This window comes from Streptomyces sp. NPDC059037 (genome assembly GCF_042740015.1).
In the GTDB taxonomy this organism is placed as follows: domain Bacteria; phylum Actinomycetota; class Actinomycetes; order Streptomycetales; family Streptomycetaceae; genus Streptomyces.
In genome coordinates this window covers 1-23,311 of record NZ_JBHYIG010000081.1, presented here as the reverse complement: position 1 = coordinate 23,311, position 23,311 = coordinate 1, and the positions used below count along the sequence as shown (strand labels likewise).

22 protein-coding genes and 1 pseudogene are annotated in these 23,311 nt (G+C 72.2%); 20 read left to right on the top strand and 3 right to left on the bottom strand.

The window, feature by feature from the left end; genetic code table 11:
* Window positions 1-12: 12 nt before the first annotated feature.
* The 6 genes from ACFWY6_RS18770 to ACFWY6_RS18745 all read left to right on the top strand — a co-directional run bounded on the left by ACFWY6_RS18770 (window position 13) and on the right by ACFWY6_RS18745 (window position 6,868).
* A complete protein-coding gene (locus ACFWY6_RS18770) occupies window positions 13-1,008 on the top strand; it encodes a TauD/TfdA family dioxygenase (RefSeq protein WP_384691407.1) in 996 nt (331 codons plus the stop codon).
* A 79-nt stretch (window positions 1,009-1,087) separates the two neighbouring features.
* Window positions 1,088-2,116: an ornithine cyclodeaminase family protein gene (locus ACFWY6_RS18765; RefSeq protein WP_384691404.1), complete on the top strand. Its 1,029-nt coding sequence runs from the start codon at window positions 1,088-1,090 to the stop codon at window positions 2,114-2,116.
* Window positions 2,107-3,537, top strand: a complete 1,431-nt coding sequence (locus tag ACFWY6_RS18760) for a Y4yA family PLP-dependent enzyme (RefSeq protein ID WP_384691402.1) — start codon at window positions 2,107-2,109, stop codon at window positions 3,535-3,537. Before ACFWY6_RS18765 ends, ACFWY6_RS18760 begins: the two co-directional genes overlap by 10 nt.
* 82 nt (window positions 3,538-3,619) lie before the next feature.
* Window positions 3,620-4,648, top strand: coding sequence for a cysteine synthase family protein (locus ACFWY6_RS18755; RefSeq protein WP_384691400.1), 1,029 nt, complete (start codon window positions 3,620-3,622; stop codon window positions 4,646-4,648).
* A gap of 11 nt (window positions 4,649-4,659) precedes the next feature.
* Window positions 4,660-6,087, top strand: a complete 1,428-nt coding sequence (locus tag ACFWY6_RS18750) for an MATE family efflux transporter (protein WP_384691397.1) — start codon at window positions 4,660-4,662, stop codon at window positions 6,085-6,087.
* Window positions 6,088-6,373: 286 nt separating this feature from the next.
* Window positions 6,374-6,868 (top strand): hypothetical protein, encoded by a 495-nt coding sequence (locus ACFWY6_RS18745; protein WP_384691394.1) that lies wholly within the window; start codon window positions 6,374-6,376, stop codon window positions 6,866-6,868.
* Window positions 6,869-6,899: 31 nt separating this feature from the next.
* On the opposite strand, the gene ACFWY6_RS18740 is transcribed toward ACFWY6_RS18745, so the two are convergent.
* Window positions 6,900-7,931, bottom strand: coding sequence for a LacI family DNA-binding transcriptional regulator (locus ACFWY6_RS18740; RefSeq protein WP_384691391.1), 1,032 nt, complete (start codon window positions 7,929-7,931; stop codon window positions 6,900-6,902).
* Between the two features lie 262 nt (window positions 7,932-8,193).
* Here ACFWY6_RS18740 and ACFWY6_RS18735 point away from each other — a divergent pair, with 262 nt between their 5' ends.
* The 4 genes and pseudogenes from ACFWY6_RS18735 to ACFWY6_RS18720 all read left to right on the top strand — a co-directional run.
* Window positions 8,194-9,438, top strand: coding sequence for an MFS transporter (locus tag ACFWY6_RS18735; protein ID WP_384691388.1), 1,245 nt, complete (start codon window positions 8,194-8,196; stop codon window positions 9,436-9,438).
* Between the two features lie 126 nt (window positions 9,439-9,564).
* Entirely contained in the window at window positions 9,565-10,257 is a 693-nt protein-coding gene (locus ACFWY6_RS18730) for an alpha/beta fold hydrolase (protein ID WP_384691433.1), read from the top strand.
* A 111-nt stretch (window positions 10,258-10,368) separates the two neighbouring features.
* Window positions 10,369-11,229: a polysaccharide deacetylase family protein gene (locus tag ACFWY6_RS18725; protein WP_384691385.1), complete on the top strand. Its 861-nt coding sequence runs from the start codon at window positions 10,369-10,371 to the stop codon at window positions 11,227-11,229.
* A gap of 79 nt (window positions 11,230-11,308) precedes the next feature.
* A pseudogene (locus tag ACFWY6_RS18720) lies at window positions 11,309-11,830 on the top strand (MepB family protein); the annotation flags it as partial.
* A 194-nt stretch (window positions 11,831-12,024) separates the two neighbouring features.
* Here ACFWY6_RS18720 and ACFWY6_RS18715 read toward each other — a convergent pair.
* Both ACFWY6_RS18715 and ACFWY6_RS18710 read right to left on the bottom strand, forming a co-directional pair.
* Entirely contained in the window at window positions 12,025-12,693 is a 669-nt protein-coding gene (locus ACFWY6_RS18715) for an ABC transporter (RefSeq protein ID WP_384691382.1), read from the bottom strand.
* Window positions 12,690-13,652 (bottom strand): ATP-binding cassette domain-containing protein, encoded by a 963-nt coding sequence (locus ACFWY6_RS18710; protein WP_384691378.1) that lies wholly within the window; start codon window positions 13,650-13,652, stop codon window positions 12,690-12,692. The genes ACFWY6_RS18715 and ACFWY6_RS18710 overlap by 4 nt, the downstream gene beginning before the upstream one ends.
* A gap of 92 nt (window positions 13,653-13,744) precedes the next feature.
* On the opposite strand from ACFWY6_RS18710, the gene ACFWY6_RS18705 reads away from it, so the two are divergent.
* The 10 genes from ACFWY6_RS18705 to ACFWY6_RS18660 all read left to right on the top strand — a co-directional run bounded on the left by ACFWY6_RS18705 (window position 13,745) and on the right by ACFWY6_RS18660 (window position 23,224).
* Complete coding sequence (locus ACFWY6_RS18705; RefSeq protein WP_384691375.1) at window positions 13,745-14,500, top strand: aminoacyl-tRNA hydrolase; 756 nt, start codon at window positions 13,745-13,747, stop codon at window positions 14,498-14,500.
* A 19-nt stretch (window positions 14,501-14,519) separates the two neighbouring features.
* Window positions 14,520-15,194 (top strand): TetR/AcrR family transcriptional regulator, encoded by a 675-nt coding sequence (locus tag ACFWY6_RS18700; RefSeq protein ID WP_384691372.1) that lies wholly within the window; start codon window positions 14,520-14,522, stop codon window positions 15,192-15,194.
* An 89-nt stretch (window positions 15,195-15,283) separates the two neighbouring features.
* Window positions 15,284-15,727 (top strand): hypothetical protein, encoded by a 444-nt coding sequence (locus ACFWY6_RS18695; protein ID WP_384691370.1) that lies wholly within the window; start codon window positions 15,284-15,286, stop codon window positions 15,725-15,727.
* A gap of 7 nt (window positions 15,728-15,734) precedes the next feature.
* Window positions 15,735-16,349, top strand: a complete 615-nt coding sequence (locus ACFWY6_RS18690) for a TIGR03086 family metal-binding protein (RefSeq protein ID WP_384691368.1) — start codon at window positions 15,735-15,737, stop codon at window positions 16,347-16,349.
* 88 nt (window positions 16,350-16,437) lie between these two features.
* A complete protein-coding gene (locus ACFWY6_RS18685) occupies window positions 16,438-17,205 on the top strand; it encodes a DUF4142 domain-containing protein (RefSeq protein WP_384691365.1) in 768 nt (255 codons plus the stop codon).
* Window positions 17,206-17,302: 97 nt separating this feature from the next.
* Window positions 17,303-18,595 (top strand): DUF692 domain-containing protein, encoded by a 1,293-nt coding sequence (locus ACFWY6_RS18680; RefSeq protein WP_384691362.1) that lies wholly within the window; start codon window positions 17,303-17,305, stop codon window positions 18,593-18,595.
* Window positions 18,596-18,652: 57 nt separating this feature from the next.
* Window positions 18,653-19,669 (top strand): TIGR04222 domain-containing membrane protein, encoded by a 1,017-nt coding sequence (locus ACFWY6_RS18675; RefSeq protein ID WP_384691359.1) that lies wholly within the window; start codon window positions 18,653-18,655, stop codon window positions 19,667-19,669.
* 134 nt (window positions 19,670-19,803) lie between these two features.
* A complete protein-coding gene (locus ACFWY6_RS18670) occupies window positions 19,804-20,628 on the top strand; it encodes a DUF4142 domain-containing protein (protein WP_384691357.1) in 825 nt (274 codons plus the stop codon).
* 95 nt (window positions 20,629-20,723) lie between these two features.
* Window positions 20,724-21,497, top strand: a complete 774-nt coding sequence (locus ACFWY6_RS18665) for a TIGR04222 domain-containing membrane protein (protein WP_384691355.1) — start codon at window positions 20,724-20,726, stop codon at window positions 21,495-21,497.
* A 107-nt stretch (window positions 21,498-21,604) separates the two neighbouring features.
* Window positions 21,605-23,224 (top strand): alpha/beta hydrolase, encoded by a 1,620-nt coding sequence (locus ACFWY6_RS18660; protein ID WP_384691352.1) that lies wholly within the window; start codon window positions 21,605-21,607, stop codon window positions 23,222-23,224.
* Window positions 23,225-23,311 lie beyond the last annotated feature (87 nt).

Here is a 23,311-nt window from a genome sequence, read left to right as displayed (position 1 = left end):
GACGACTTCGCCATGAGCACGGCAGCCGCACCTGTCCGCACGCTCGACCCCCATTCCGCACACCAACTCCGCGAAACCGCCGAGAAGATACTCGCCGAATTCGGCACATCCGCCACGTCTCCCCGGCTTCTGGAGCGCATAGCGCAGGCCGCGGCCCGTTTCGACTCCCGTCTGCTGCACCACTGCCGGCCCGTGGACACCGCGGACGGACTCTTCGTCCTGCGCGGCCTCGACGTCGACGACCAGGCCGTCGGGCCGACACCCGCGAGCTGGGCCGACGCCGGTGACAGCGGGGCCGTCCACGACATCACGCTGCTGCTGCTCGCCTGCGCGATGGGCAACCCCCTTGCCTGGGAGGGCCAGCAGGACGGCCGGTTCGTGCACAACATCGTCCCCTCGCCCGGCCACGAGGCCGAGCAGACCGGCGCGAGCAGCGCGGTGCTCCTCAGCCCGCACACCGAGGACGCCTTCCATCCCGGCCGCGCCCATCTCCTGATGCTCGGCTGCGTACGCAATCACGACCGGGTCGCCACCACCGCGGCCAGCGTCCGCAAGGTCCAACTCTCCGACAAGGACCTCGACTTGCTCGCGCGCCCCGTCCTGCCGATCCTCCCCGACGACGCGTACGCCGCCGCCCAGGGTTACGCCGACCAGCCGCCGCCCGCGGTGCCCGCCCTGTTCGCGGCCGATGACGGCCTGACGCTGCGCTTCGACCCGGCATACACCCCGGTGGAGCGTGCGGTGGCGCCCTACCGCGCCGCCTACCGGCGCCTCGAAGCCGAACTCGCCCGCGCCTCGGTCGCGGTGAGCCTCGCCCCCGGCGAGATCCTCGTCGTCGACAACGACCTCGTGGTGCACGGCCGGGTGCCGTTCCAGGCCCGCTACGACGGCACCGACCGCTGGCTCAAGCGGGCCTCCGTACGCGTCCCCGGGCGGCGCACACGGCCGCCCGCCGAAGCCGCCGAGCACGGCTACGGCCAGAGCGCGCTCGAAGCACGCGCGCGCTGACCCTGCGCGACGCATCTGTGTCGGCCCCGCCCGGCGCACGCGGCCCGAACTCCCGCCCACGGACCGGAGGTACACCCCCATGACCCGAATATCGACGAGCCCCTCGGACACCGGGACGGCCGACGGCGCGGGCCGACGCCTGCGCGTCCTGTCCACCACGGACCTCGCCGGCATCGACATCTCCCTCGCCGACGTCATCGCCACGGTCGAGGACGCCTACCGCACCCTCCACGCGGGGCGCTCCGACAACCCCCGCAAGCTGACCGTCAAACCGCGCGACGAGCACTCGGTCGCCTACGCGATGCTCGGCCGTGACGGCTCCCGCGATGTCGTCGCGATCAAGACCTCGTACAAGCACGGCCTGGACAAGGGCCGCGACGAGCAGCATTACTACACCTCGCTCACGCTGTACGACGATGTCACGGGTCTTCCGGTGGCGATGATGGACTGCTCCCGCATCGGCTCCCTGCGCACCCCGGCCGTCTCCGCGCTCCTGGCCCGCGAGTGCGCCGCCCCCGGCGCGCGCAGCGCGCTGGTCATCGGCACCGGGACCCAGGGCAGGCTCGCCCTGCCGTTCCTGCTCACCGCGCTGCCCGGCCTCGACCGGCTGATGCTGTCCGGCACCCACCCCGATGGCATCGCGGCCGTCCGTGCCGAGCTCGACTCCCATTTCCCGGAGCGGGAGTTGGAGATCGTGACCGACCTGCGGGCCGCCGCGGCGGACGCCGACGTGATCGTCGCCACGGCGGGCGGGCACACCCCCGCCGCGGTCGAGGCCGACTGGCTCAAGCCCGGCGCGCTCTGCGTCCTGGTCGGGCACGGGCTCGCCCCCTCGACGCTCCACGAGGCCGACCGCCTCATCGCCACGAGCGAGGCACAGATGAACGTCACCGGAACCGACATGGCCGACGCTAAGGGCCAACTCCCGCCGGTGGACGCCGAGTTCCCGCCCGTGCTCGCGGGTGCCGCCGTCGGGCGCCGGTCGGCCGAGGACCGGATCTTCGCGTACAACAGCGGCCTGGTCGTCACGGACATCGCGCTCGGCCACCGTTTCGCCCAACTCGCCATCGCCCAGGGCCTGGGCACCGAGGTGGCCCTGTGGCAGTGACCGCATCCGCCGGGGGCGTGGCCACCTGGCCGAGCGTGCCCGCCCTGCCCGATCCCGCCACCGAGACGGTCCTGGCGAGCGGGCTGCTCGATGAACTTTCGTACGCGCTCGGCGGCCCGTTCCACTTCCTCCTGCCGGCCGCCTTCGACGCCAACTTGCTGGCCATGCGGGCGACTTTGAAGGCTGCGGATGTGGACGGCTTCGTGTACTTCGCGAAGAAGTCCAACAAGGCCGCCGTGTGGGTCGAACGCTGCGCGGCGCACGGCGCGGGCGTCGACGTCGCATCCCTCGGTGAGCTGCGCGAGGCATTGGGCCACGGAGTACGCGGCGAGGACGTCGTCGTCACCGGCCCCGCCAAAGCGCGTGAGCTGCTCGAACTCGCGGTGCGGCAGGGTGCGTTGATCGCCGTGGACGCGCTCGACGAACTCGAAGCGCTGCTCGCGACGGAGACAGTGGCCGCGCTCCGCCCGGCCAGGGTGCTGCTGCGCTGCCTGCCGCCCACGCAGCCGCACAGCCGCTTCGGCATGACCGACGCCGAACTGACCGCCGCGCTCGACCGCTGCGTCCGGGCGGGCGACGCCGTACGGATGGAGGGGTTCAGTTTCCATCTCTCCGGATACGAGGTGGGGCCGCGCGCCGATCTGGCGGCCCGGCTCGTCGAGCGGTGCCTGAAGGCGCGCGCGCTCGGCCTCGCGGCGGACCGGATCAGCGTCGGCGGCGGGCTGCCGGTCAGCTATACCGACGCCGGGAGCTGGCGCGCGTTCCTCGCCGAGCAGCACGGTGGGCACTTTCACGCGGGCAAGTCGTTCGGCTCCGGGGACTTCTATCCGTACCACTCGCCGGTCGCCGGGGCCGGGGCGCTCGCGGCTCTGCTCTCGTCCCGGCCGCAGGGGCACGGGCAGCCGCTCGCCGGGCTGTTGAAGGAGTGCGGCGTCGCGCTCCTCGTCGAGCCGGGGCGTGCGCTTCTTGACCGGGCGGGCGGCAGCGTGTTCCGGATCCAGGGGGTCAAGGAACGCGACGGCTATCGGATCCTGACGGTCGACGGGAGCAGCCTGAGTCTGTCGGAGCAGTGGTTCAACAGCGAGTATCTGCCGGAGCCTTGTCTGCTGCCCCGGTCCGCCGAAGAGTCCGACGGCTCCCCGGGGATCTTTCCCGCGAGCGTGGGCGCGGCGACCTGTCTGGAGTCGGACCTGCTCACCTGGCGCAAGGTCCCGTTCCCGCGGCAGCCCCGGGTGGGGGATCTGCTCGTGTATCCCAACACGGCCGGATACCAGATGGACTCCAACGAGTCGCCGTTCCATGAACTGCCGTTGCCGCCGAAGGTGGTCATCGACCGCGTCGAGCGTCCAGAGGGTCGGCCGGCGGGGCGGCCGGAGCGGCGTCCGCGCTGGCGGTTCGACCGGCACTTCCTCCGAGCCTGATCGCGACCGACCCGACTCTCGACTCGACCGGCCCGACTGCCTCGACCGGCCCGACTGGCCCCGACTCACCCCAGGAGCTGTGATGCCCGGATCACTTCAGCGCCCCGCCGTGGTCTCCCGCGTGTCCGACCTCATCGGCCACACCCCCCTCCTCGAACTCGCCGCCACCGAGACCGGCAGCCGCCTGCTGCTCAAACTGGAGATGTTCAACCCCACCGGCACGGCCAAGATCCGGATGGCCCGGCAGATGATCGCCGACGCCGAGGCCCGCGGCGAACTGCGCCCCGGCGGCCGGATCATCGAGTCCACGTCGGGCAACACCGGGCTCGGCCTCGCCGTCATCTCCGCCGAACGCGGCTACACCTTCACCGCCGTCGTCGACCACCACGCCTGCGCCGACAAACTGCGCGGGATGAAGGCGCTCGGCACCGAACTCGTCTACGTGGCCGACGACGGGACCGATGAACTCGCCACCGCCGCCCGCGAGGAGCTCGCCGAGGACATGGCGCGCGGCCAGGACAACACGATCTTCACCGAGCAGCACAACAACCCCAGCAACGGCGTCGGATACTTCCCCGTCGCCCATGAACTCCACGACGCGCTCGACGGACGTATCGACGTGCTCGTCGGCGCGGTCGGCACGGGCGGCGCCCTCTGCGGAACGGCACGTGAACTGCGTACGCTCATGGCCGACTTCACGACCGTCGGCGTGGAACCCAAGGGGTCCATCGCGTTCGGCGGGCCCGCCCACGACTACTACCAGTCGGGCACCGGCACACCCGAGGGCGCCGAGATAGGCGCCCTCGTCGACTTCGGCCTCATCGACGAGGGCGTGAAGGTCGGCGACATCGAGGCGTTCGCCACCTGCCGGGCCGTCGCCCGCACGGGACTGCTCATCGGCGGTTCCGCGGGCGGTGTCGTCCACGAGGCGCTGACCCGGCTGCCCGCCCTGCCGCCCGGCACGACTATGGTCGCGCTCGTCAACGACGGCGGCGAGAAGTACCTGGACACCGTCTTCAACGACTCCTGGATGCAGGCCCGCGGCCTCCTCGATCCCGCAGCGGAGCGGGAGATCGAGGAGCTCCTCAGCAAACTCCGCAGGAACCGATGACACCGATGCCGATGCCGACCACCCTCCTGCGCGACAGCCGCGCGCTCGCCACCCTGGCCGTCCCGCTCGTCCTCACCCAGCTCGCACAGGTCGCCCTGACCACCACCGACACGGTGATGATGGGCCTCCTCGGCACCCAGGAGCTGGCAGCGGGCGGCCTGGCGATCGTCATCTTCAACCAGCTGCGCACCATGGGCGTCGGCCTTGTCACCTCCGTCGGCAACCAGATCGCGGCCGCGGCGGCCCGTGCCGAACAGGCCGAATCCGTACGGGAATCGGGGCCAGAGGAAGGGAGGGAGGCGGGCTGCGGGAATCACGATGAAGTCCGCGGGATCGTCCGCGCCAGCCTCGCCGTGGCCACCCTCGCCGGCATCGCCGGGGCCGTCCTGATGATCCTCATCGGCCAGGCCCTGCCGCTGCTCGGCCAGGACGCGGACGTCGTCGACCGCGCCCAGAGCATGCTGTTCGCCCTGGCTCCCGGACTCCTTCCGTGCCTGTGGTTCCAGGCCATCCGCCAGTTCACCGTCGGCATGCGGCGACCGCAGGCCCTGCTGCAGATCACGGTCGCGTCCATCGCCGTCAACGCGGGCCTCAACTGGGGCCTGGTACACGGTACTTGGGGCCTGCCCCGGCTCGGCCTGACCGGCATCGGCATCGCCACGTCCACCGTCTATCTGCTCTCCTTCCTCGCTCTGTACGTATCGGCCAAGCGGGACAGCGAACTGGCGCCGCTGCTCACCCTGAGCGTGACCAAGGCCGACCCGGCCACGGTCAGGCGCCTGATCGGCCTCGGGGTGCCGATCGCGGCGACGTACGGATCGGAAGCGGGATTCTTCTCCCTGACCGCGCTGATGGCCGGCTCCTTCGGGCCCGCCGCACTCGCCGCGCACACCGCCGTCAACCAGCTCGTCTACATCGTCTTCCAGGTCGCCGTCGGCCTCTCGCACGCCGCGTCCATCAACGTGAGCCGCGAACTGGCCCTCGGCCGCGTCGAGGACGCGCGGCGGATCAAGAACACCGCGCTCGCGTGCGCGGCGGCCGTCATGACGGTCGTCGGCATCGCCTATCTGACCGTGCCCCGCCTGATCCTGGCCCCGTTCATGGACTCGGGGTCCGACCGCGCGCTGACGATCGCCACGCAACTGCTCGTCGTCACGGCGTTCCTGCAGTTCTTCGACTGCGCGCAGAACATCGGAGTGGGGCTGCTGCGCGGCCTCGACGACACCAAGAGCGGCTTCCGCATCACGCTCATCGGCTACTGGGCGGTCGGACTCCCCGCCGCCTGGCTCCTGGCCTTCCCGCTAGCCCTGGACACCACCGGCATCTGGCTCGGCCTCCTCACGGGCCTCGCCACCACGGCAGTCCTGCTGCTGCGCAGATACTCGGCGTCGTTGGCCGGGCGGGGGGATGCGGTGGCGGCTGGGGCGGTCAACGGGTAGCACCCGGCTCAAGGCTGGCGCGCGGTCGCTCACCCCGCGGCTCCGTCACACGTGGCCGATTCGCCCGCCGCGCGTTCGGCGGCACTGCGCAGCACGCAGAATTCGTTGCCCTCCGGGCGGCGTCGACACAGTCGAAGGCGACGTTGAAGAGGGTCGATCGCATGGGTGGGGCCCTTCGGCGGTGCGGGTCGGTGCGGGTCGGTGCGGTCTGCCAGGGGTGGGCGGGAGCCGGTCGGTGCGGGGCATCCGTCCGGCATTGTCAGTGGCGGATGCCAGGGTGGCCAACATGATTTCGCCGACGACCGGGCTCCCGCCGACCGCGACTCCGCTGACGCTGAGCGGCATCGACGCCGCGCTGCGCGCCGCGTGGTCCGCCGACACCTGCTCCCCCGACGATCTCGAGCGCACGCCGTGGAGCGCCGAGAATCCGGCCTGGGGGCACTGCGACATCACCGCGCTCCTGGTCCACGACCTGTTCGGCGGCGTGCTGCTGTGCGGGGATGTGCGGTCCTCGGCGGGGGAACAGCAGGGCCACCACTGGTGGAACCGCCTGCCGAGCGGGCTCGAACTGGACCTGACCCGCGAGCAGTTCATCCTGGGCCAGCAGATCTCGACGCCCCGCACCGTGATCCGCCCACCAGGGCCGCTGCGCCGCCAGGCGGAGTACGAACTGCTGTGGCGGCGGTTCGGCGCGGCGGCGGGGCTTGTCCTGTCCGACGACGGGGAGGCGGGGGAGGCGACGAGCGCCCCTGACTCTCACCCCGCCGACGAGCGTCCCTGAGCCTCACTCCACCGACGAGCGTCCCTGAGCCTCACTCCGCCGCGGGGCGGCTGGACTCCCTCGCCTCGATGCGTACCCTCGCCCGCCGGTGCACGGCCGGTGGGGTCTCCGGCTCCCGGATGAGCCGGTCGACCAGGGCGGCGACCTCGGCGGCTGCGGGGAGTTCGATGCGTACGCTGGTGAGCCTCGGGCGCAGCAGCCTGCCGAGCAGCAGATCATCGGCGCCGACCACGGCGACGTCCCCGGGGATGTCGTACCCGGCGTCCTGCAGGGCCCGCATCAGGAGCATCGCGTACTCGTCGTTGTAGGCGAACACCGCGTCCAGGTCCAACTCCCGCCAGCGCGCGGCGAGTTCCGCGGCCGACTCCTCGGTGTACGCGAGCTCGACCGGCTCGACGTGCGCGCCGGGGCTCGCGGCGGCCGCGGCCCGCACTCCTCGCAGACGAGGTGCGCTGAACATCTCGAGCCCGCGCTCGACGGGCACGACTACGCCGATACGCCGCCGCCCGCCGGCCAGGAGATGCGCAGCGGCCACGGCGCCGACCTCCTCCTGGTCCATGGTGATGCCGTGCGCGCCGGGCGCGGGCGGCGGTCCGTAGGCGACGACGGCGGCGGTGCCGGACCGCTTGAGGAGCTCGACGGACGCCTCGTCGAGCGGGGCGCCGAGCGTCGCGATGACGGCGGCAGGACGCAACTCGGCCCAGGCACGGGCGGCGGCCTGCGGACTGCCCCCCGCGCCTGCGCCGTGCAGCACGCCGGTGAGCCCGTACGCCTGCAACTCCGCCTGGAACGCGGCGACGAACCCCGCGAACAACGGCCCGAAGGCGGGCACCGTATCGGCGGGCACAGCGATCAGGACGAGCCCGCTGCGGCCGGAGCGCAGTGAACGGGCGCCGGCATGCGGAACGTAACCGAGCTCCTCGGCGGCCGCGCGCACCTTCTCCTGGGTCGCGGCACTGACACGGCCCGCGGCCAACCCGTTCAGGACGTAGCTGACGGTCGCCCGCGAGACACCGGCGTGACGGGCGACGGCGGTGCTTGTCGGAGGAGGGCTTTCGTTCATCCTGCAGCGGATCCTTTCACAGCGGGTTTCCCGACCGAGGGTCTGGTGCGGGCGTCGAGCGGGTGCTAGGAATTGCCCTTACACGTGTCAAGTTACACGTGTCACGACCATTCTCGGTCATCGCGACCGACCTTCTGAGGAGGAGGGCAACGTGGCCCTTTCCGCTCACCAGGACCAGGACCCAGATCAGGACCCAGACCAGGACCCAGACGAAGACCAAGACCAAGATCAGGACGGTCGGGACCGGACCCCGCGCGGTCTCATGCCCCTCCTGACCTTGGCCAACACCGCGATGTACACCCTCTACGTCGGCGTCGGCAGCGTGCTGCTCCCGCTGCAGATCGAGCAGATCGACAAGGCGGACAAGGTCGCGATGCTCGGCCTCGTCAGTGGCGTGAGCGCCGTCTTCGCCACGGTCTTCAACCCGATAGCGGGCGCCCTCTCCGACCGCAGCGGCCGCCGCAACCCGTGGATCCTCGGCGGCGGCCTCGCGGCCGTCGGCGCGATGGCGCTGCTCGGCGGGGTGCGGACCGTTCTGCTCGTGACCATCGCCTGGTGTCTCGGCCAGGCCGTGATGAACGTCTTCCAGGCGGCCCTCACCTCGGTCGTCCCCGACCGGGTGCCGCTCGCCGCGCGCGGCAGGGCGTCGGCGGCCGTGGGCATCGGGCTGCCGATCGGTTCGACCCTGGGCGCGCTGATCGGTTCGGCCTTCTCCGACCAGCTGCGCACCGGATACCTGGTGCTCGGTCTGTTCGTGGCGGTCTCCGCCGTCCTGTTCTCGTCGCTCGCCCGCGAGAAGCCGAGTTCGGCGAGCGCTCCGAACCCGTCCCGACCGGCTGCCGCGCACGCACCGGTCCCGGTCCCGGCCCAGGCCCCGGTCCCGTTGAAGAAGCAGTTCGCCGCGTTCCTCGGCGCGTTGCGCCACCACGACTTCCGCTGGGCGTTCATCGGGCGCGCGCTGCTCGTGCTCGGCTACTTCTGCGTCTTCGGCTACCAGCTCTACATCCTCCAGGACCACATCGACCTGCCGTCCGGGCTCGAGCCCGAGGACGCCGTCGCCGTCCTCACGCCCGTCAGCGCCGTCGCGATGGCCGTGTCCACGGTGGTCGGCGGCGTGCTCTCCGACCGGCTGAACCGGCGCAAGCTGTTCGTCGCCGCGTCCGCCGCGATCTCCGCCGTGGCCCTCGTCATCCCCGCCGTCTGGCCGAGCTGGCCCTCGATGATCGTCTTCGCCGCGCTCAACGGCCTCGGCTTCGGCTGCTTCATGGCCGTGGACAACGCGCTGGTCTCGATGATCCTGCCGAGCGCCGACGACGCCGCGCGCGACCTCGGAGTCCTGAACATGGCGCAGGCGGGCCCGCAGATCCTGGCCCCCTTCGTCGCGTCGGTCATCGTCTCGCTCTGCGGGGGCAGCGACGGCGGCGGCTACACGGCCCTGTTCGTCGCGGGCGCCGGTCTTTCGGTGCTCGGCGCGCTGTCGGTCCGCTCGATCAGGGGCGTCCGCTGACGGCAACCGTTTTGTACGTCGGCTTTGTACGTCGGCGACCCCGCCGCACGGCAGACGACACGACAGGCAAGTGGGCAGCAACACGGCTGCACCGCAAGCAAGATGAGAGATGAGAAAGGCACCACCATGAAGCTGCACACCCGCGAATGGGGCACCGGCGACCGCATCGCCGTCCTGATCCACGGGATCATGTCGGACCACCGCACCTGGCGCCGCGTGGGTCCCGCCATCGCCGACCAGGGGTACCGGGTCATCGGTGTCGATCTTCGCGGTCACGGGGAGAGCGGTCGCGGCGCGTACGGCCCGGAGATCTTCGCGGACGACCTGGTCGCGACGTTGCCGCGCGGGGCGGAGCTGGCGATCGGGCACTCGCTCGGCGGGATGGCGCTGGCCCTCGCGGTGGAGCGGCTCGCCCCGGCGCGTGCCGTCTACTCCGACCCTGCGTGGCCGCTCGGGCAGGCAGGGTCGGTCGACCCCGCCGTGTTCGTCGAGTTCCAGCGGGCGTCGCGCGCGGTGATCGCGGAGTTGAATCCGCGCTGGGAGGACGCGGATGTCGACGTCGAGGTGGCGACGTTGGCGGCATGGGATCCGGGCACCGCGCTGGCCCTCTCCGGGGAGAACGCGGTCGATCGCACGCCGGCCGCTCCCGTCGTCCCGTCCCTGGTGCAGGTGGCGGATCCCAGCTTCCTCATCTCCGATGAGCTGAAAGGGGAGTTGGAGCGGCGGGGCTTCACCGTACGTACGGTGAAGGGGGCCGGGCACACCATCCATCGGGACGACTTCGAGGCGTTCATGGCGTCGCTGGACGGCTGGGTGTAGGCCTCCGGCGGTCCAGACCCGCCGCTTCCCGGCGAGCGGGAGTCCGCCGTCCGGGGGCCAGCGCGCCCCACCATCGGCGTTTTGCCCTGCCTCACCCGTTATGTTCGCCAGATGATCACCCCGGCCACCAGGCGGCTGACCACCGCCTGCGCTCTCAGCGCCCTCGCCCTCACCACCCTCGGCGCCTGCGGCAGCGACACCGCCCCCGCTCCCGCCCCTGCCCCGCGCGAGCGGGTCCGCGCCACCGCGGGACCGGCGACCCTCGCCCCCGGCCCCGCGGGCCTCACCCCCGTCTTCAAGAACGCCCCCCGCAGCAAAACTGCCGAACCCACCGTCGCCCTCACCTTCGACGCCGACATGACCGCCGATCAGGGGCCACGCGCCGCGGCAGGCGAGCGGTTCGACAATCCGGCGCTGGTGGCGACCCTGCGCCGGCTGAAGGTGCCCGCGACCTTCTTCATGACGGGGCGGTGGGCCGAGGAGTACCCGGCCCAGGCCAAGGACATCGGGCGGGATCCGCTCTTCGAGGTCGCCAACCACTCGTACAGCCACTACGCCTTCACCAAGAACTGCTACGGCCTGCCCACCGTCCCCGCCTCCGGCATGCGCGCCGACATGGAGCGCGCCTTCACCGCCTTCCGCAAGGCGGGCATCGAGCGCCCGGTGCCGTACTTCCGTTTCCCCGGCGGCTGTTACGACAAGCAGGCGCTGCGCGCGCTGGCCCCGGGCGGCGTCACGGCCGTCCAGTGGGACGTGGTGAGCGGCGACGCGTTCGCCACGGACGCCGACGCGGTGGCCAAGCAGGTGCTCGACGGGGTGCGGCCCGGTTCGGTCGTCGTCATGCACTGCACCCGCAGCGCGGCTCCCGCCACCGAACGTGCCCTGCGGACGATCGTCCCGAAGCTGCGTGAGCGCGGCTTCCGGCTCGTCCGGGTGTCGGAGCAGATCGGCAGCGCCCGTCCGCACGGATAGAGCGGATAGAGCTGATAGGGCTGATAGGGCTGATAGGGCCGATAGGTGAGTCTTTCCGACGTGATGGCAGGATGACGGCATGGTGACGAATCAGCCGTGGACAGGGCTTCACGGTGACCTGCTGGCAGCGAAGACATCGGTGTACGACCCGAGCGGCTTCGCCTGCTCGCCGCCGGTGCCCGAACCGGAGAGTGCCGAGTACGCGGCCCACGGCTTCACGCTCGACGGCCGCTCGGTCCGGTTTCGCGTGGCCAAGACCACCCCGACGAAGGTGGGACAGTTCGTCACCGTGTGGCAGCGGTCCGCGGAGGGGCCGATCCGGCCCTTCGACGCCGACGACGGAGTGGATCTCTTCGTCATCAGCAGCCGCGACGACGACGGCTTCGGACAGTTCGTGTTCCCGCGCGAGGTGTTGTGCGAGCGCGACATCGTCTCCCGCGACGGCTCCGGCGGGAAGCGCGGATTCCGCGTCTATCCGCCGTGGGTGACCACGACCAGCCGGCAGGCCCGCAGCACCCAGGCATGGCAGGTGAACTACTTCTTCGACCTCGGCCAGGACGGGCATGCCGACCTGACGCGCGCCCGCGCCCTCTACCACCCATCGGTGCCCGGCAGCCCGTCAGCCGAGTGCGTGCTCTGCCGGAAGCCCACCGAGTACCCGGAGTCCCACAAGGGCGTCACGCTGTGCCCCGTGTGCGAGTGGCAGGAGGCGCAGCGCACGGCCTGCTCGGGCTGATCACGAGGGACCGCCCGAGCCGCGCCCCCTCCGCTCACCCCTCTCCTCATCCCCTGCGCTCATCCCCTGCGCGAAGCGAGCCCGCAAGCCGTCGCCACCGCCGCGGCCGCCAGCGCCCCCGCCCCGGCGACCGGCAGCAACGGCACCGGCACCACCCCGTCCCGCGACCCCGTGATCAGGTCCGTCAGGACCGCCTGCGCCGGTGAGCCCGTGGTGACGAGCGCGAGCAGCGCGGCCAGCAGCAGCACGGAGATCGCCCACGCCGGCGAACGCAGCAGCGGCCAGTTGGTGACGGCGCCGATCGCGGTGCCGAGCAGGGCGCTCACCAGCATGGCGAGGAGACCGGCGCCGCTCGCCGCGATCCGGTTCACCGCCGTACGGTGATCGGTGCTCGCCGCGTCGCTGATCACCGCCACGACGACGGTGGCCACGACACCGAGCACGGCGCTCGCCAGGAAGGCGGAGAGCAGCGTGGCCAGGTGCGCCCGCCAGGGTCCCGCCGCGGCTGCCGTGCAACTGCGCGCCGCGGGCGGCTCGTTGGTGACGCAGATCCGTACGATCCAGGCGGCGACGGGCAGCAGCGCGGCGGCCGCGTACGCGAGGGAGTCGAGGACGGGCTGCCCGCTCTGCACGCCCACGGCGAGGAACACGGCGTACAGGATGACCGGCGCGAGCCAGCGCTGGGAGCGCAGCAGCAGGGCGGACTGATAGTGCAGCAGGGCGTTCACCGGCCTCGCACCTCGCTCTCGGAGTTGGCCTCCAGGGCCGAAGACGCAGCGGCCCCGGGCCCCGGCCCGGAATCGGCCCCGGACCCCGCGGACACCGACACCACGTGCCACGGCGGACGCGCCCCCAGCAGCGCGCGCAGCGCCACGTCCGAGTGTGTCGCCGCCACGGTCAGGCGCAGCCCGCCCTCCGGGGAGTGCCCGGTGACGATGCCCGGGGTCGCGGGTGGCGGCGCTCCCGGTGGGCCCTGTGCCTCGATGACGACGGACGGTCCCTGCGGGGCCGTGGCTTCCGAAGTCGCTTCCGGGGTACGGAGGTTCACCTCCGTACCCACGACCGCGTACGTCACGTCCACCGTGCCCGAGAGCCGCCGGGGATCGTGGTCGACGAAGACGACGGCGCCGCCCTCCGCGACGCGCTCCGCCACCGTCCTGTCGAGTTCGTCGCGGGCCGCGGCGTCCAGGCCCGTCCATGCCTCGTCCAGGACGAGCAGTTCGGGCCCGGCGAGCAGGGCCTGCGCGACGGCGACCTTCTGGCTGCTGCCCTTGGACAGCTCCGACAGGGGCGTACGCGCGTAACTTCCGGCGCCGAAGCGTTCGAGCAGCTCCTCCGCGCCGCGCGCGGCCTCGCCCTTCGGCAGGCCGTGGATCCGGCCCAGGTGCGTGAGGTAGCCGACGGCCGTGAACGGCAGGGCCGCCGGGAAGCGTTCGGGTACGTACGCCGTGCGCGGCCGGCCGACGACGCGGCCCTCGGACGGGGCGTCGATCCCGGCGATCACGCGCAGCAGTGTCGACTTGCCGGTGCCGTTCGCGCCCTCGATCCGGACGAGCGTGCCCGCGCGTATGCCAAGGCCGACGCCGCGCAGCACCCATGGCCCGCCCACGGCATAGCGCCGCCCCACCCCGTCGAGCCGCAGCGCGAGATCGGCGCGGCCACCGTAAGGATCTTGATCACCTTGCATGCGGACATCCTCGCGCAGGGGCAACGCGCACGGGGCAACCGGTGCGGCAAAGCCCCTGACAGGACCGATCTTCGGCCTGGCAGACTGGTCGGGTGAGCAGCGACCCGACCGCCGGGAACACCGGCACCCAGAACGGCCAGGACACCCGCGACCCCCAGGACAGCCCCTTCCGCGTGGAGCAGGTCTCGCGCGACGAGGCACCGCAGTTCGTGCTGCCGCTGGTGGCGCGGATCGAGAAGGCCGAGCCGCCGCACCGTACGGACGCCCTGGAGACGGCGGCCCGCGCGGTCCTGGTGATGCTCGGCGACGAGCGGTCCCTCGGCGACGGAGAGTGGGCGCAGGCCATGCGGGACTGGCAGGACGCCCGCATCCGCAAGGTGGTCCGGCGGGCCCGCGGCGCCGAGTGGCGCAGGGCCGAGGCGCTGCCCGGCATCACGGTCACGGGCAAGTCGGCACAGGTCCGCGTCTTCCCGCCGGTCCCGCTGGACGGCTGGCCCAAGGACCTGGCACGGCTCCAGGTCTCGGGCACGGACCTGGACGACCCGGAGCCGCTGCCCCCGGCGGACGCGACCGCGCCCGTCCTGTGGATGAGCCCCGATGTCGACATGTCGGCCGGCAAGGCGATGGCCCAGGCGGGCCATGGCGCCCAGCTGGCCTGGTGGGAGCTGTCGGACGAGGAGCGTGCGGCCTGGCGGGACGCCGGTTTCCCGCTCTCCGTCCGCACCCCGGACGCCGCGCTCTGGCGCGAACTCGTGGCGAGCGGCCTGCCGGTGGTGCGGGACGCGGGGTTCACGGAGATCGCGCCGGGCTCCTGCACGGTGATCGCCGACCACCCCGCCCTGCGCTGAGCCGAGGAGGAGGCCCGACATGGCGACCAAGACCGACGGCGAAGGCACCGCCAACCTCGCCAAGCTCGACGGCCGTGTCGAGCGCGGCAACCAGACCCGGCGGATCGTCCTGCGCCGCACGGTCGACATCGCGTCGGTCGAGGGTCTGGACGCGCTGTCGGTGGGCCGTATCGCCACCGAGCTGAAGCTCAGCAAGAGCGGGGTGTTCGCGCTCTTCGGGTCCAAGGAGGAGCTGCAGCTCGCGACGGTCCGCGCGGCGGGCCGCATCTTCCTGGACGCGGTGGTGGAGCCGGCCCGGCAGTCCCCGCCGGGGCTCGGCCGGGTGGGCCGCCTGTGCGCGTGCTGGCTGGAGTACTCGCGGCAGCGGGTCTTCCCCGGCGGCTGCTTCTTCTACGGGGTGATCGCCGAGTTCGACGCCCGCGAGGGTGCCGTGCACGACGCGCTGGTCCGCGCCGACCGCGACTGGACCGACCAGGTGGAGCGCTGCATCGCCGAGGCCCGCGACACGGGCGAACTGCGCCCGGACCTCGACGTCCCGCAGCTCGCCTTCGAGCTCATCGCCCTCATGGAGACGGCGAACGCGCACTCGGTCCTGCACGACGAACCGGATGCCTATCGCAGGGCGGGCGTCGCCATCACGACCCGTCTGCGCGCGGCGGCGACGGATCCGGTGCGGGTTCTTCAACTCCCCTGATCGCTGGATGAATTGATCCCGAGGGCAGCAACGCAGCAACTCCAAGAAACAAGTAGCACGACCGTTCGCATAGTTTTATGCTCGTACACATGCCCTCATGGATCAGGATCATGCGATCGCCCTGGCAGGCGGGACCCGAGGCGCACGCGCCGGGCCCGGTCCTGGTGAGCGTCACCGAATTCACCGCCCACCGGCACTCCCAGACCCTCCCGATCGCCCTGTCGGGGCTGCGGCTGCGCGGGAGTTGGCCGAAGCTGCCCGGCGCCGTCGGCATGTGGCTCTGGGCCGATCCCTTGCGCAAGCGCTCGGGGTCCGTCTCGGTCTGGACCGGCGAGCGTTCGCTGTACGCGTTCGTCGCGCGCCCCGACCATCTGCGGACCGTCCGCGCGCACCGGGACCGGGGCACGATGCGCGCCACCGCCTGGACGGCGGACCGGCTCGCCCCGGACGCCCTCTGGGCCGCGGCGAGCGCGCTGCTCACCGGCTCAAGTCCTTGGCCAGAACCGGCAGTTCACACCCCGGAAGGAAAGTGATGACCTCATGACCACCGACGATGACCTCATGACCACCGACCTCGTCGCGCTCGACCGCGCCGCCGTCCAGGAATCGCTCCGCGTCCTGCGCATCGCCCGTGACGCCGACTGGGAGCGCCCCTCGACCTGCGCGGGCTGGACGCTGCGCGATCTGGTGGCGCACATGGCCGCGCAGCACCACGGGTTCGCGGCGGCGGCGCGGGGCGCGGGTGCCGACCGTACGTACTGGATCGCGCCGGATCTCGGCCGCGATCCGTTCAAGGTGTACGACGAGTCGGTACGTCATGTGCTTGCGGCGTTCGCCGAAGAGGGCGTCCTGGAGCGGGGGTTCACGCTTCCCGAGATCGGCGGGACGTTCGCCGGACGTGTCGCCGTCGGCTTCCATCTGCTCGACTACGTGGTGCACTCCTGGGACGTGGCGGCGACCCTGGGCGTCGGGCTCGACCTGCCACGGCCGGTCGTCGGGGCCGCGCTCGACGTCGCCCGGCGGGTGCCGAAGGATCCCGGAGGCAGGGGCCCCGGTGCCGCGTTCGCGCCGGTCCTGCCCACGCCCGAGGAAGCGTCCCCCCTCGACGAGATGCTGGCCCTCCTCGGGCGCTCTCCCCGGTGGCGCGAGCGATGAACATCACGCACGCCTCTTCCGTATCTCCCGGTACCAGGAAGTAGCTTGCCCTCCACGGCAAGTCGACGGGCACGGGAGGCACGGCACATTGCGGCGCATCAACGGCACGGCTCTGATCATCGCGGCACTTGTGGCCACACTGGGCGCGCTCGCGTTCCCGATGTGGTCCTACGCCGACCGTTCGGGCACAGGGCCCGCCAATCTGGCCGCCGGGTCCGTGGCCACCCAGTGGGGTCCGCTCTCGGCGGCCGACCGCGATCTGCTCGTGAAGGTGCGGCTCGCGGGACTGTGGGAGATACCGGCGGGCCAGCAGGCCGTCGAGCGGGCGCCGACGGAGGCCATCACGGAGGCCGGGGACCATCTGATCGTCGGCCACACGGACCTCGACAAGCGGACCCGCACCGTGGCGGCGCAGCTCGGTGTGGAGCTGCCGAACCAGCCGAACGCCCAACAGCAGGGGTGGCTCGATGAGTTGACCGCGGCCGACGGCATGACGTACCAGCGGAAGTTCGCGAATCTGCTGCGCGTCTCGCACGGCAAGGTGTTCAGCGTGATCGCGCAGGTGCGGGACAGCACCCGCAACACGCTGATCCGGCAGCTGGCCACGGACGCCAACCAGACGGTCCTCGACCACATCACGATGCTGGAGGCGACCGGGCTCGTCGACTTCGACGAGATCGCGAACGGCGGAGCCGCCACCGCCACGGCCAGCCCCAGCGGGCCTCCCCCGCCCTCCGGGGAGCTGCCGCCCGAGCCTGCTCCCGCCGGTCCCAGCGGTGATGTGTCGACCACGTCACGGCCCTCGCCCGCACCGCCGGGAGAGGTCAACACGGATCGGCCGGAACCTCAAATGTAGCTCTGAACGTCCCTCTCCAGGGGTTCGTCCGCGGCTGTCGGGGTCATGACTCCGACACTCGACCACGACGCGGGGTCATGGCGGAGGAGGGGGAAAAATGATGCACCTGGGGACCGGAATCGGGTGGCGTCCGGAGATCGCGGACGCCGTGGAACGGATGCCCGGCATCGACTGGGTCGAGGCCGTGTCGGAGAACCTGTGCCCCGGGCACCTCCCCGACTCCCTGCTCAGGCTGCGCGAGCGCGGCGTGACGGTGGTGCCGCACGGCGTCTCGCTCGGCCTCGGCGGCGCGGACCGCCCCGACGAGACCCGCCTCGCCGCACTCGCCGAGCGCGCGCAGGCCCTCGGCTCGCCGCTCGTCACCGAGCACATCGCGTTCGTACGCGCCGGTGGCCCGCTGACGGCCTCGCAGCCGCTGGAGGCGGGCCATCTGCTGCCGGTGCCGCGGACCCGCGACGCCCTGGACGTGCTGTGCGAGAACGTACGCATCGCGCAGGACGCGCTGCCGGTGCCGCTCGCCGTGGAGAACATCGCGGCGCTGATCTCCTGGCCCGGCGAGGAGATGACGGAGGGGCAGTTCCTGTACGAGCTGGTCGAGCGCACCGGCGTCCGCCTCCTCATCGACGTCGCCAACCTGCACACGAACCACGTCAACCGCGGTGAGGACCCCGCCAAGGCCCTGGACGAACTGCCGGTCGAGGCCATCGCGTACGTCCATGTGGCGGGCGGCTTCGAGCGCGACGGCGTCTGGCACGACAGCCACGCCCATCCGGTCCCGGAGCCGGTCCTCGCGATCCTCGCGGACCTGGCATCACGGGTGAGCCCGCCGGGCGTCCTCCTGGAGCGCGACGAGAACTTCCCGGAGCCGGGCGAGCTGGAGCGGGAGCTTGACGCGATACGGGAGACGGTGACGGCCTCCGGTGAGCTGCCCGCGGGCGACTCGCAGGCGCGCGGCGACTGCCCGCCCGCCTCCCCCGGCGCCCGTCAGCGCACCGCCCTCGCGCAGACCGCGCTGCTCTCCGCGCTCGTCGCGGGCACTCCCGCGCCCGAGGGCTTCGACCACGCGCGTCTGAAGGTGCAGAGCCGGGCACTGACCGGCAAGCGGGCCGATGTCGTGGCGAAGGTGGCGCCCGAGCTGCCGGAGATCCTCGGCAGGACGTTCCGCTCGGACTTCTTCGCGTACGCGCAGACCCGCCCGATGACGGGCGGGTACCGGCGTGACGCACTCGACTTCGCCGAGCGGCTGCTGCTCGCCGGGCAGCCGGAGGACGCCGATGCGCGGGGCCGGCTGACCCGGTGGTGGCTCGAGCGGTCCGGGCCCGCGCCGCTGGACGGGCGGCCGGTCACGCGTTGGCTACGGGCGGCGCGGTTCGCGCTGCGGCGGGGATAGCGGGGATAGCGGGGACAGCGGGGATAGACAGCGGCATACGGGGGATAGGGAAACACCGTGGAAGTTCTGACGATCTGTTACTTCGTGCTGGTCATGGCCTCGTCGGTGGTAGTCGCCGTCGGACTCGCCGCGGCGCTGCACGCCGATGTCCGGCAGCCCGACGCCCAGCACCAGGCCGTGTTCGACCCCCTGGAGGCCGCGTTCCTCGCGGGCGGGCCCGGCAGGGTCACCGATGCCGTGATCACCGCCATGCACGAGGACGGCCGGCTGGCCATCGCCGGACCCGGCATCGTCGGCATCCTGCGACCCGAGGCCCGCAACCCGGTGGAGGGCGCCCTGCTCCAGGTGCATGCCGCCGCGCCGAGCGGCGCCCTGCACTGGCTGCGGATCGGCGTGATGCGCAGCCCCGCCGTGCAGGCGCTCGGTGACACGCTGGCCCGGCGCGGCCTGATGGTGCGGCCCGAGGCCCTGGCCCGCTGGCGGGTCAAGGCGAGGCTGCACAGCGTCGTGACCTTCGCGGGGTTCTTCGTCGTCTGCATCTTCGGCTTCGCGGGCGCCGGCGACGGGCCGTCGGGCGACTCCGTGACCGGCCCGATGGTCCTGCTGTTCGTCGGGGTCTTCATCGGGGGCCTCACGGGCTCGCTCTGCGCCAAGTCCGCCGGCAGCCGGGTCAGCACCGCGGGACGGACCGCGCTCGACCAGTACCGCGCCGCCAACGCCCACGCGTACGACGCGATGAACCGAGTGGCCGTCGGCGGCCTGAACGGCGTGCTCGACCCCGAACTGCGGGCACAGCTGATCGCCGCGTACGGGATCCGGCCGATGCGGCGCGCAGCCCCCCATACGCCGTCGTATTCGGGCGGCTCCGGGTTCGTGTGCTCGTCGGGCAGCCCCTCGTGGTGCGGCGGGGGCGGGGGCGGCGGCTCGGCCTGCGGGGGCGGCGGCTGCGGAAGTTCCGGCGGAGGCGGCGGGTCATCCTGCGGAGGTGGTGGCGGCGGAGGCGGGTCATCCTGCGGCGGCAGCTCCGGCGGAGGCGGTGGCGGCTGTGGGGGCGGCGGAGGCGGCGGTTCCTGACCCCGCCGCCAGGGGCACGGCAGCCGCCCGCCCGCAATACTCCCTACTCGTACGGCAGTTGACGTACTCCGGGCGGTAACCGGCAGCCGCATCCCCGCGGCGCACTAACGTGCGGTGCCGCAACAGGAGGCGCCATGCGATCCATCAACGGCACCGGCCTCATCGTCGCGGGGCTCGTCGCGACCCTGGCCGCGCTGCTCTTCCCCATCTGGTCGTACGAGGACCGCTCGGGCACCGGCTTGGACAGACTCGACGCGGAGACCGTGTCGACCGACTTCGGCCCGCTGTCCGCGCTCGACCGCGAGTTCATCACCAAGGTGCGGCTCGCGGGACTCTGGGAGCTCCCCGCCGGACAGCAGGCGCAGGAGCGCGGCACCACCAAGGCCGTGCAGACCGCGGGCGAGCACCTCGTCGACGGCCATACGTTCCTCGACGCGCGGGTGCGCGAGGTGGCGACGCAGCTCGGCCTCGAACTGCCCAACCAGCCGAGCTCGCAGCAGCGTGACTGGCTCGACGAGCTGAACGACGCGCGCGGCGCCCCGTACGACGAGAGATTCGCGAACATCCTGCGCGCGGCGCACGGCAAGGTCTTCTCGGTGGTCGCCGAGGTCCGCGCGACCACCCGCAACTCGCTGGTGCGCGCCCTGGCCGACGACGCGAACACGACGGTCCTCGACCACATCACGGTGCTTGAAGACACCGGCCTCGTCGACTTCGACGATCTGGCGCGGGACGCCGCTTCGGCCGCCCCCGACCCCGTCACCCGCTCCCCCGCCCCGCCAGGACCGACGAACTCCCCGCCCCCGGCGACCCCGGTCTCCCCCTCTCCCACGTTCCCGCTGCCGCCACCGGTGTCCCGGCCCAAGCCGACGAAGACCGAGCCGCCCCACAAGCCCAAGGAGAGCGAGAAGGGCAGGAGCGTGAAGGGGGACAAGCCGGAGAGTCGCGGCAAGGGCTAGCCCGCGTGAAGCGGAACGTTATCCACCGGCGATCTCCCGTCCGCATGGTGAATAAGCCGTGGCGCGGGCCCCGTCCGCTCGCATAGAACACCCGCATGTTCTGGCTCCCCCTGCTCCTCCTCGCCTGGGTCGCGACAGGCCTGTCCTGCGCCCGGCTCTGCCTCGCCGCGTACCGCACCGCCGCGCCCGGCGCGGCCCCGGAGCACCGTCATGAACTGACGCTCTACGAAACCGCCTTCCTCTCCGGCGGCCCCGCTCGCGTCGCCGACCTCACCCTGGTGTCGATGGCCCGCGCCCGGCGGCTGCTGCTCGCCCGCACCGGCTGGGCGACGGTGGTCGACCCGGTGGGCGGTGACGACATGGAGCGTTCCGTGCTCGGCGCGATAGGGCCCGCGGGCCAGTCGCCGATAGCGCCGGTGCGCCGGGCCGCGGCCGGCACCGACGCGATGCGCGCGCTCGCCGACCGGCTCGTCGCGGCGGGGCTCGCGCTGCCGGACGGCACCTGGTCGGGGGTCGCGGGCGCGGTCCGCCAGGTGCGGGCGAGCGCCGCGGTGGTGCTCGCCCTCGGCGCGGCGGCGCTGCTGATGCCCGCCCAGGAGGCGGCCGATCGGACGCCCGGCGATGTGCACATCGCGTTCTGGTTCGCGCTGCCCCTGGCCACCGCCCTGGCCTGTCTGGCCGTCGCCCGCTTCGAGATCCACCCCTACCCCCGCTGGGCGTCGCCCGCCGGGCAGCGTCTGCTGAGCGCGCTCCCGGCGCGCGGCGGCTCCGACCTCACCGCCGTCGCCGTACGCGGCACCCGCGCCCTCGCGGACCCCGACCTGCGCGCCGCCTTCACGCACCGGGATACGGCGCATCGGGGGCATTGACGGAACAATGCGCCGACACCGGCAGGCGGTGCTTTACTTCGCCTTTTACCGAACGAATCATCCCTTTTGTTCGAGCAACACACGGCCGAATGAAGGGATGGAGAGCGATGAGAGCAGCAGCCGCCCTCTACGGAACCGCCGGATCCTTGGTCTTGACCGCACTCGTCGCCGCCCCCACGGGAAGCGCGTCCGCGACCGACACCGAGCCCTACCCGCAGGCGCACGGCACCGTCGTCGCCGCCGAGCGCGCGAAGGCGGCCGGCATCCGCTTCGGCGCCTGCCCCGCGGCGGAGGGCCTGCCGCCGTCCGTCCGCTGCGGCACCGTGCAGGTGCCGCTCGACTACGCGGCGCCGAACGGCAAGCAGATCAAGCTGACGGTCAGCCGCGTCAAGGCCACGAAGAAGGCCGTGGGCAAGCGCGCCAAGGCCGTCAAGCGCCAGGGGGCGCTCGTCTTCAACCCCGGCGGCCCCGGCGCGTCCGGCATGTACTTCCCGCTCGTCGGAGCCATTCCGGAGTGGAAGCGCATCGCCGCCGCCTACGACCTCGTCGGCTACGCCCCGCGCGGTGTCGGCCGCTCGGCGCCGATCTCCTGTCAGGACCCCAAGGAGTACGGGAAGGCGCCGACCCAGTCGCCGGCCCACCCGGACGCCGCGTACAAACTGAAGCGCGTAGCGGAGGCGCAGGCGTACGCGCGCGGCTGCGCCAAGCGCTCCGGAGCGGGCCTGGCGCACTTCAACAGCCTGAACAACGCCCGTGACCTGGAGGTCCTTCGGGCGGCGCTCGGCGAGCGGAAGCTGACCTTCATGGGCGCCTCGTACGGCACCTACTTCGGCGCCGTCTACGCCTCGCTCTTCCCGTCGCACGTGCGCCGCATGGTGTTCGACTCGGCGGTGAACCCCGACCCGGCACAGATCTGGTACTACAACAACCTCGACCAGTCCGTGGCGTTCGAACGGCGCTGGGCCGACTTCCGTACCTGGGTGGCCAAGCACGACAAGACGTACCACCTGGGCAAGACGCCCGATGCCGTCCTCAGGAGCTACGAGAAGGTCCGCGACGCGCTGGCCCGCAAGCCCGCGGGCGGCAAGGTCGGCTCCGGCCAGCTGCAGTCGGCGTATCTCCAGGCCGGCTATTACGACGACTTCTGGCCGATGCGCGCCTCGGCGCTCTCGGCGTATCTGAAGGGCGACCCGAAGCAGCTGATCGAGCAAGCCGCGCCCGTGCCGAAGGCGGCCAAGGAGCAGGAGAACATCAACGCGGTCTACACCGCGGTCGAGTGCAATGACGCGGCCTGGCCGACGGACTTCAAGACCTGGAACCGCGACAACTCACTGCTCGCCCGCCTCGCGCCCTTCGAGACCTGGGACAACGCCTGGATGAACCTGCCGTGCGCCTACTGGCCCGCGCCCCGCCAGCGTCCCGTGGACGTCCGCACCGACGAGGGCGAGCTGCCCCCGACGCTGATCCTGCAGGCCGAGCGCGACGCGGCGACGCCGTACGAGGGCGCCGAGGAGCTCAACCGCAGGCTGCGGGGTTCGGTCCTTGTGACCGAGCGGGATGCGGGCACGCACGGCATCGCGGCCGGCCCCAACCAGTGCGTCAACGGCCACCTGGACGCGTATCTCCTGGAGGGCAGGCTCCCTGTGCGGCGCGCGGCGTGCGCACCGCACAAGGAGCCCGAGCCGCTGTACGGCAAGCGGGCGAAGGCTCTTCCCAAAAAGCGCTGAGCGCTCCGCTGGACGTGCGGAGATGAACAGGCGGGCCCGGTGGGGGCTGGTCGCCCAGTTCCCCGGCGGCGCCGCCAGGGGGCGGGG

Bases quoted from the DNA above. Each gene is read 5' to 3' on its own strand.
- ACFWY6_RS18770 (WP_384691407.1), top strand. From the start codon at position 13: ATGAGCACGGCAGCCGCACCTGTCCGCACGCTCGACCCCCATTCCGCA.
- ACFWY6_RS18765 (WP_384691404.1), top strand. From the start codon at position 1,088: ATGACCCGAATATCGACGAGCCCCTCGGACACCGGGACGGCCGACGGC.
- ACFWY6_RS18755 (WP_384691400.1), top strand. From the start codon at position 3,620: ATGCCCGGATCACTTCAGCGCCCCGCCGTGGTCTCCCGCGTGTCCGAC.
- ACFWY6_RS18750 (WP_384691397.1), top strand. From the start codon at position 4,660: ATGCCGACCACCCTCCTGCGCGACAGCCGCGCGCTCGCCACCCTGGCC.
- ACFWY6_RS18745 (WP_384691394.1), top strand. From the start codon at position 6,374: ATGATTTCGCCGACGACCGGGCTCCCGCCGACCGCGACTCCGCTGACG.
- ACFWY6_RS18740 (WP_384691391.1), bottom strand. From the start codon at position 7,931: ATGAACGAAAGCCCTCCTCCGACAAGCACCGCCGTCGCCCGTCACGCC.
- ACFWY6_RS18735 (WP_384691388.1), top strand. From the start codon at position 8,194: ATGCCCCTCCTGACCTTGGCCAACACCGCGATGTACACCCTCTACGTC.
- ACFWY6_RS18730 (WP_384691433.1), top strand. From the start codon at position 9,565: ATGAAGCTGCACACCCGCGAATGGGGCACCGGCGACCGCATCGCCGTC.
- ACFWY6_RS18725 (WP_384691385.1), top strand. From the start codon at position 10,369: ATGATCACCCCGGCCACCAGGCGGCTGACCACCGCCTGCGCTCTCAGC.
- ACFWY6_RS18710 (WP_384691378.1), bottom strand. From the start codon at position 13,652: ATGCAAGGTGATCAAGATCCTTACGGTGGCCGCGCCGATCTCGCGCTG.
- ACFWY6_RS18700 (WP_384691372.1), top strand. From the start codon at position 14,520: ATGGCGACCAAGACCGACGGCGAAGGCACCGCCAACCTCGCCAAGCTC.
- ACFWY6_RS18695 (WP_384691370.1), top strand. From the start codon at position 15,284: ATGCCCTCATGGATCAGGATCATGCGATCGCCCTGGCAGGCGGGACCC.
- ACFWY6_RS18690 (WP_384691368.1), top strand. From the start codon at position 15,735: ATGACCACCGACGATGACCTCATGACCACCGACCTCGTCGCGCTCGAC.
- ACFWY6_RS18680 (WP_384691362.1), top strand. From the start codon at position 17,303: ATGATGCACCTGGGGACCGGAATCGGGTGGCGTCCGGAGATCGCGGAC.
- ACFWY6_RS18670 (WP_384691357.1), top strand. From the start codon at position 19,804: ATGCGATCCATCAACGGCACCGGCCTCATCGTCGCGGGGCTCGTCGCG.
- ACFWY6_RS18665 (WP_384691355.1), top strand. From the start codon at position 20,724: ATGTTCTGGCTCCCCCTGCTCCTCCTCGCCTGGGTCGCGACAGGCCTG.
- ACFWY6_RS18660 (WP_384691352.1), top strand. From the start codon at position 21,605: ATGAGAGCAGCAGCCGCCCTCTACGGAACCGCCGGATCCTTGGTCTTG.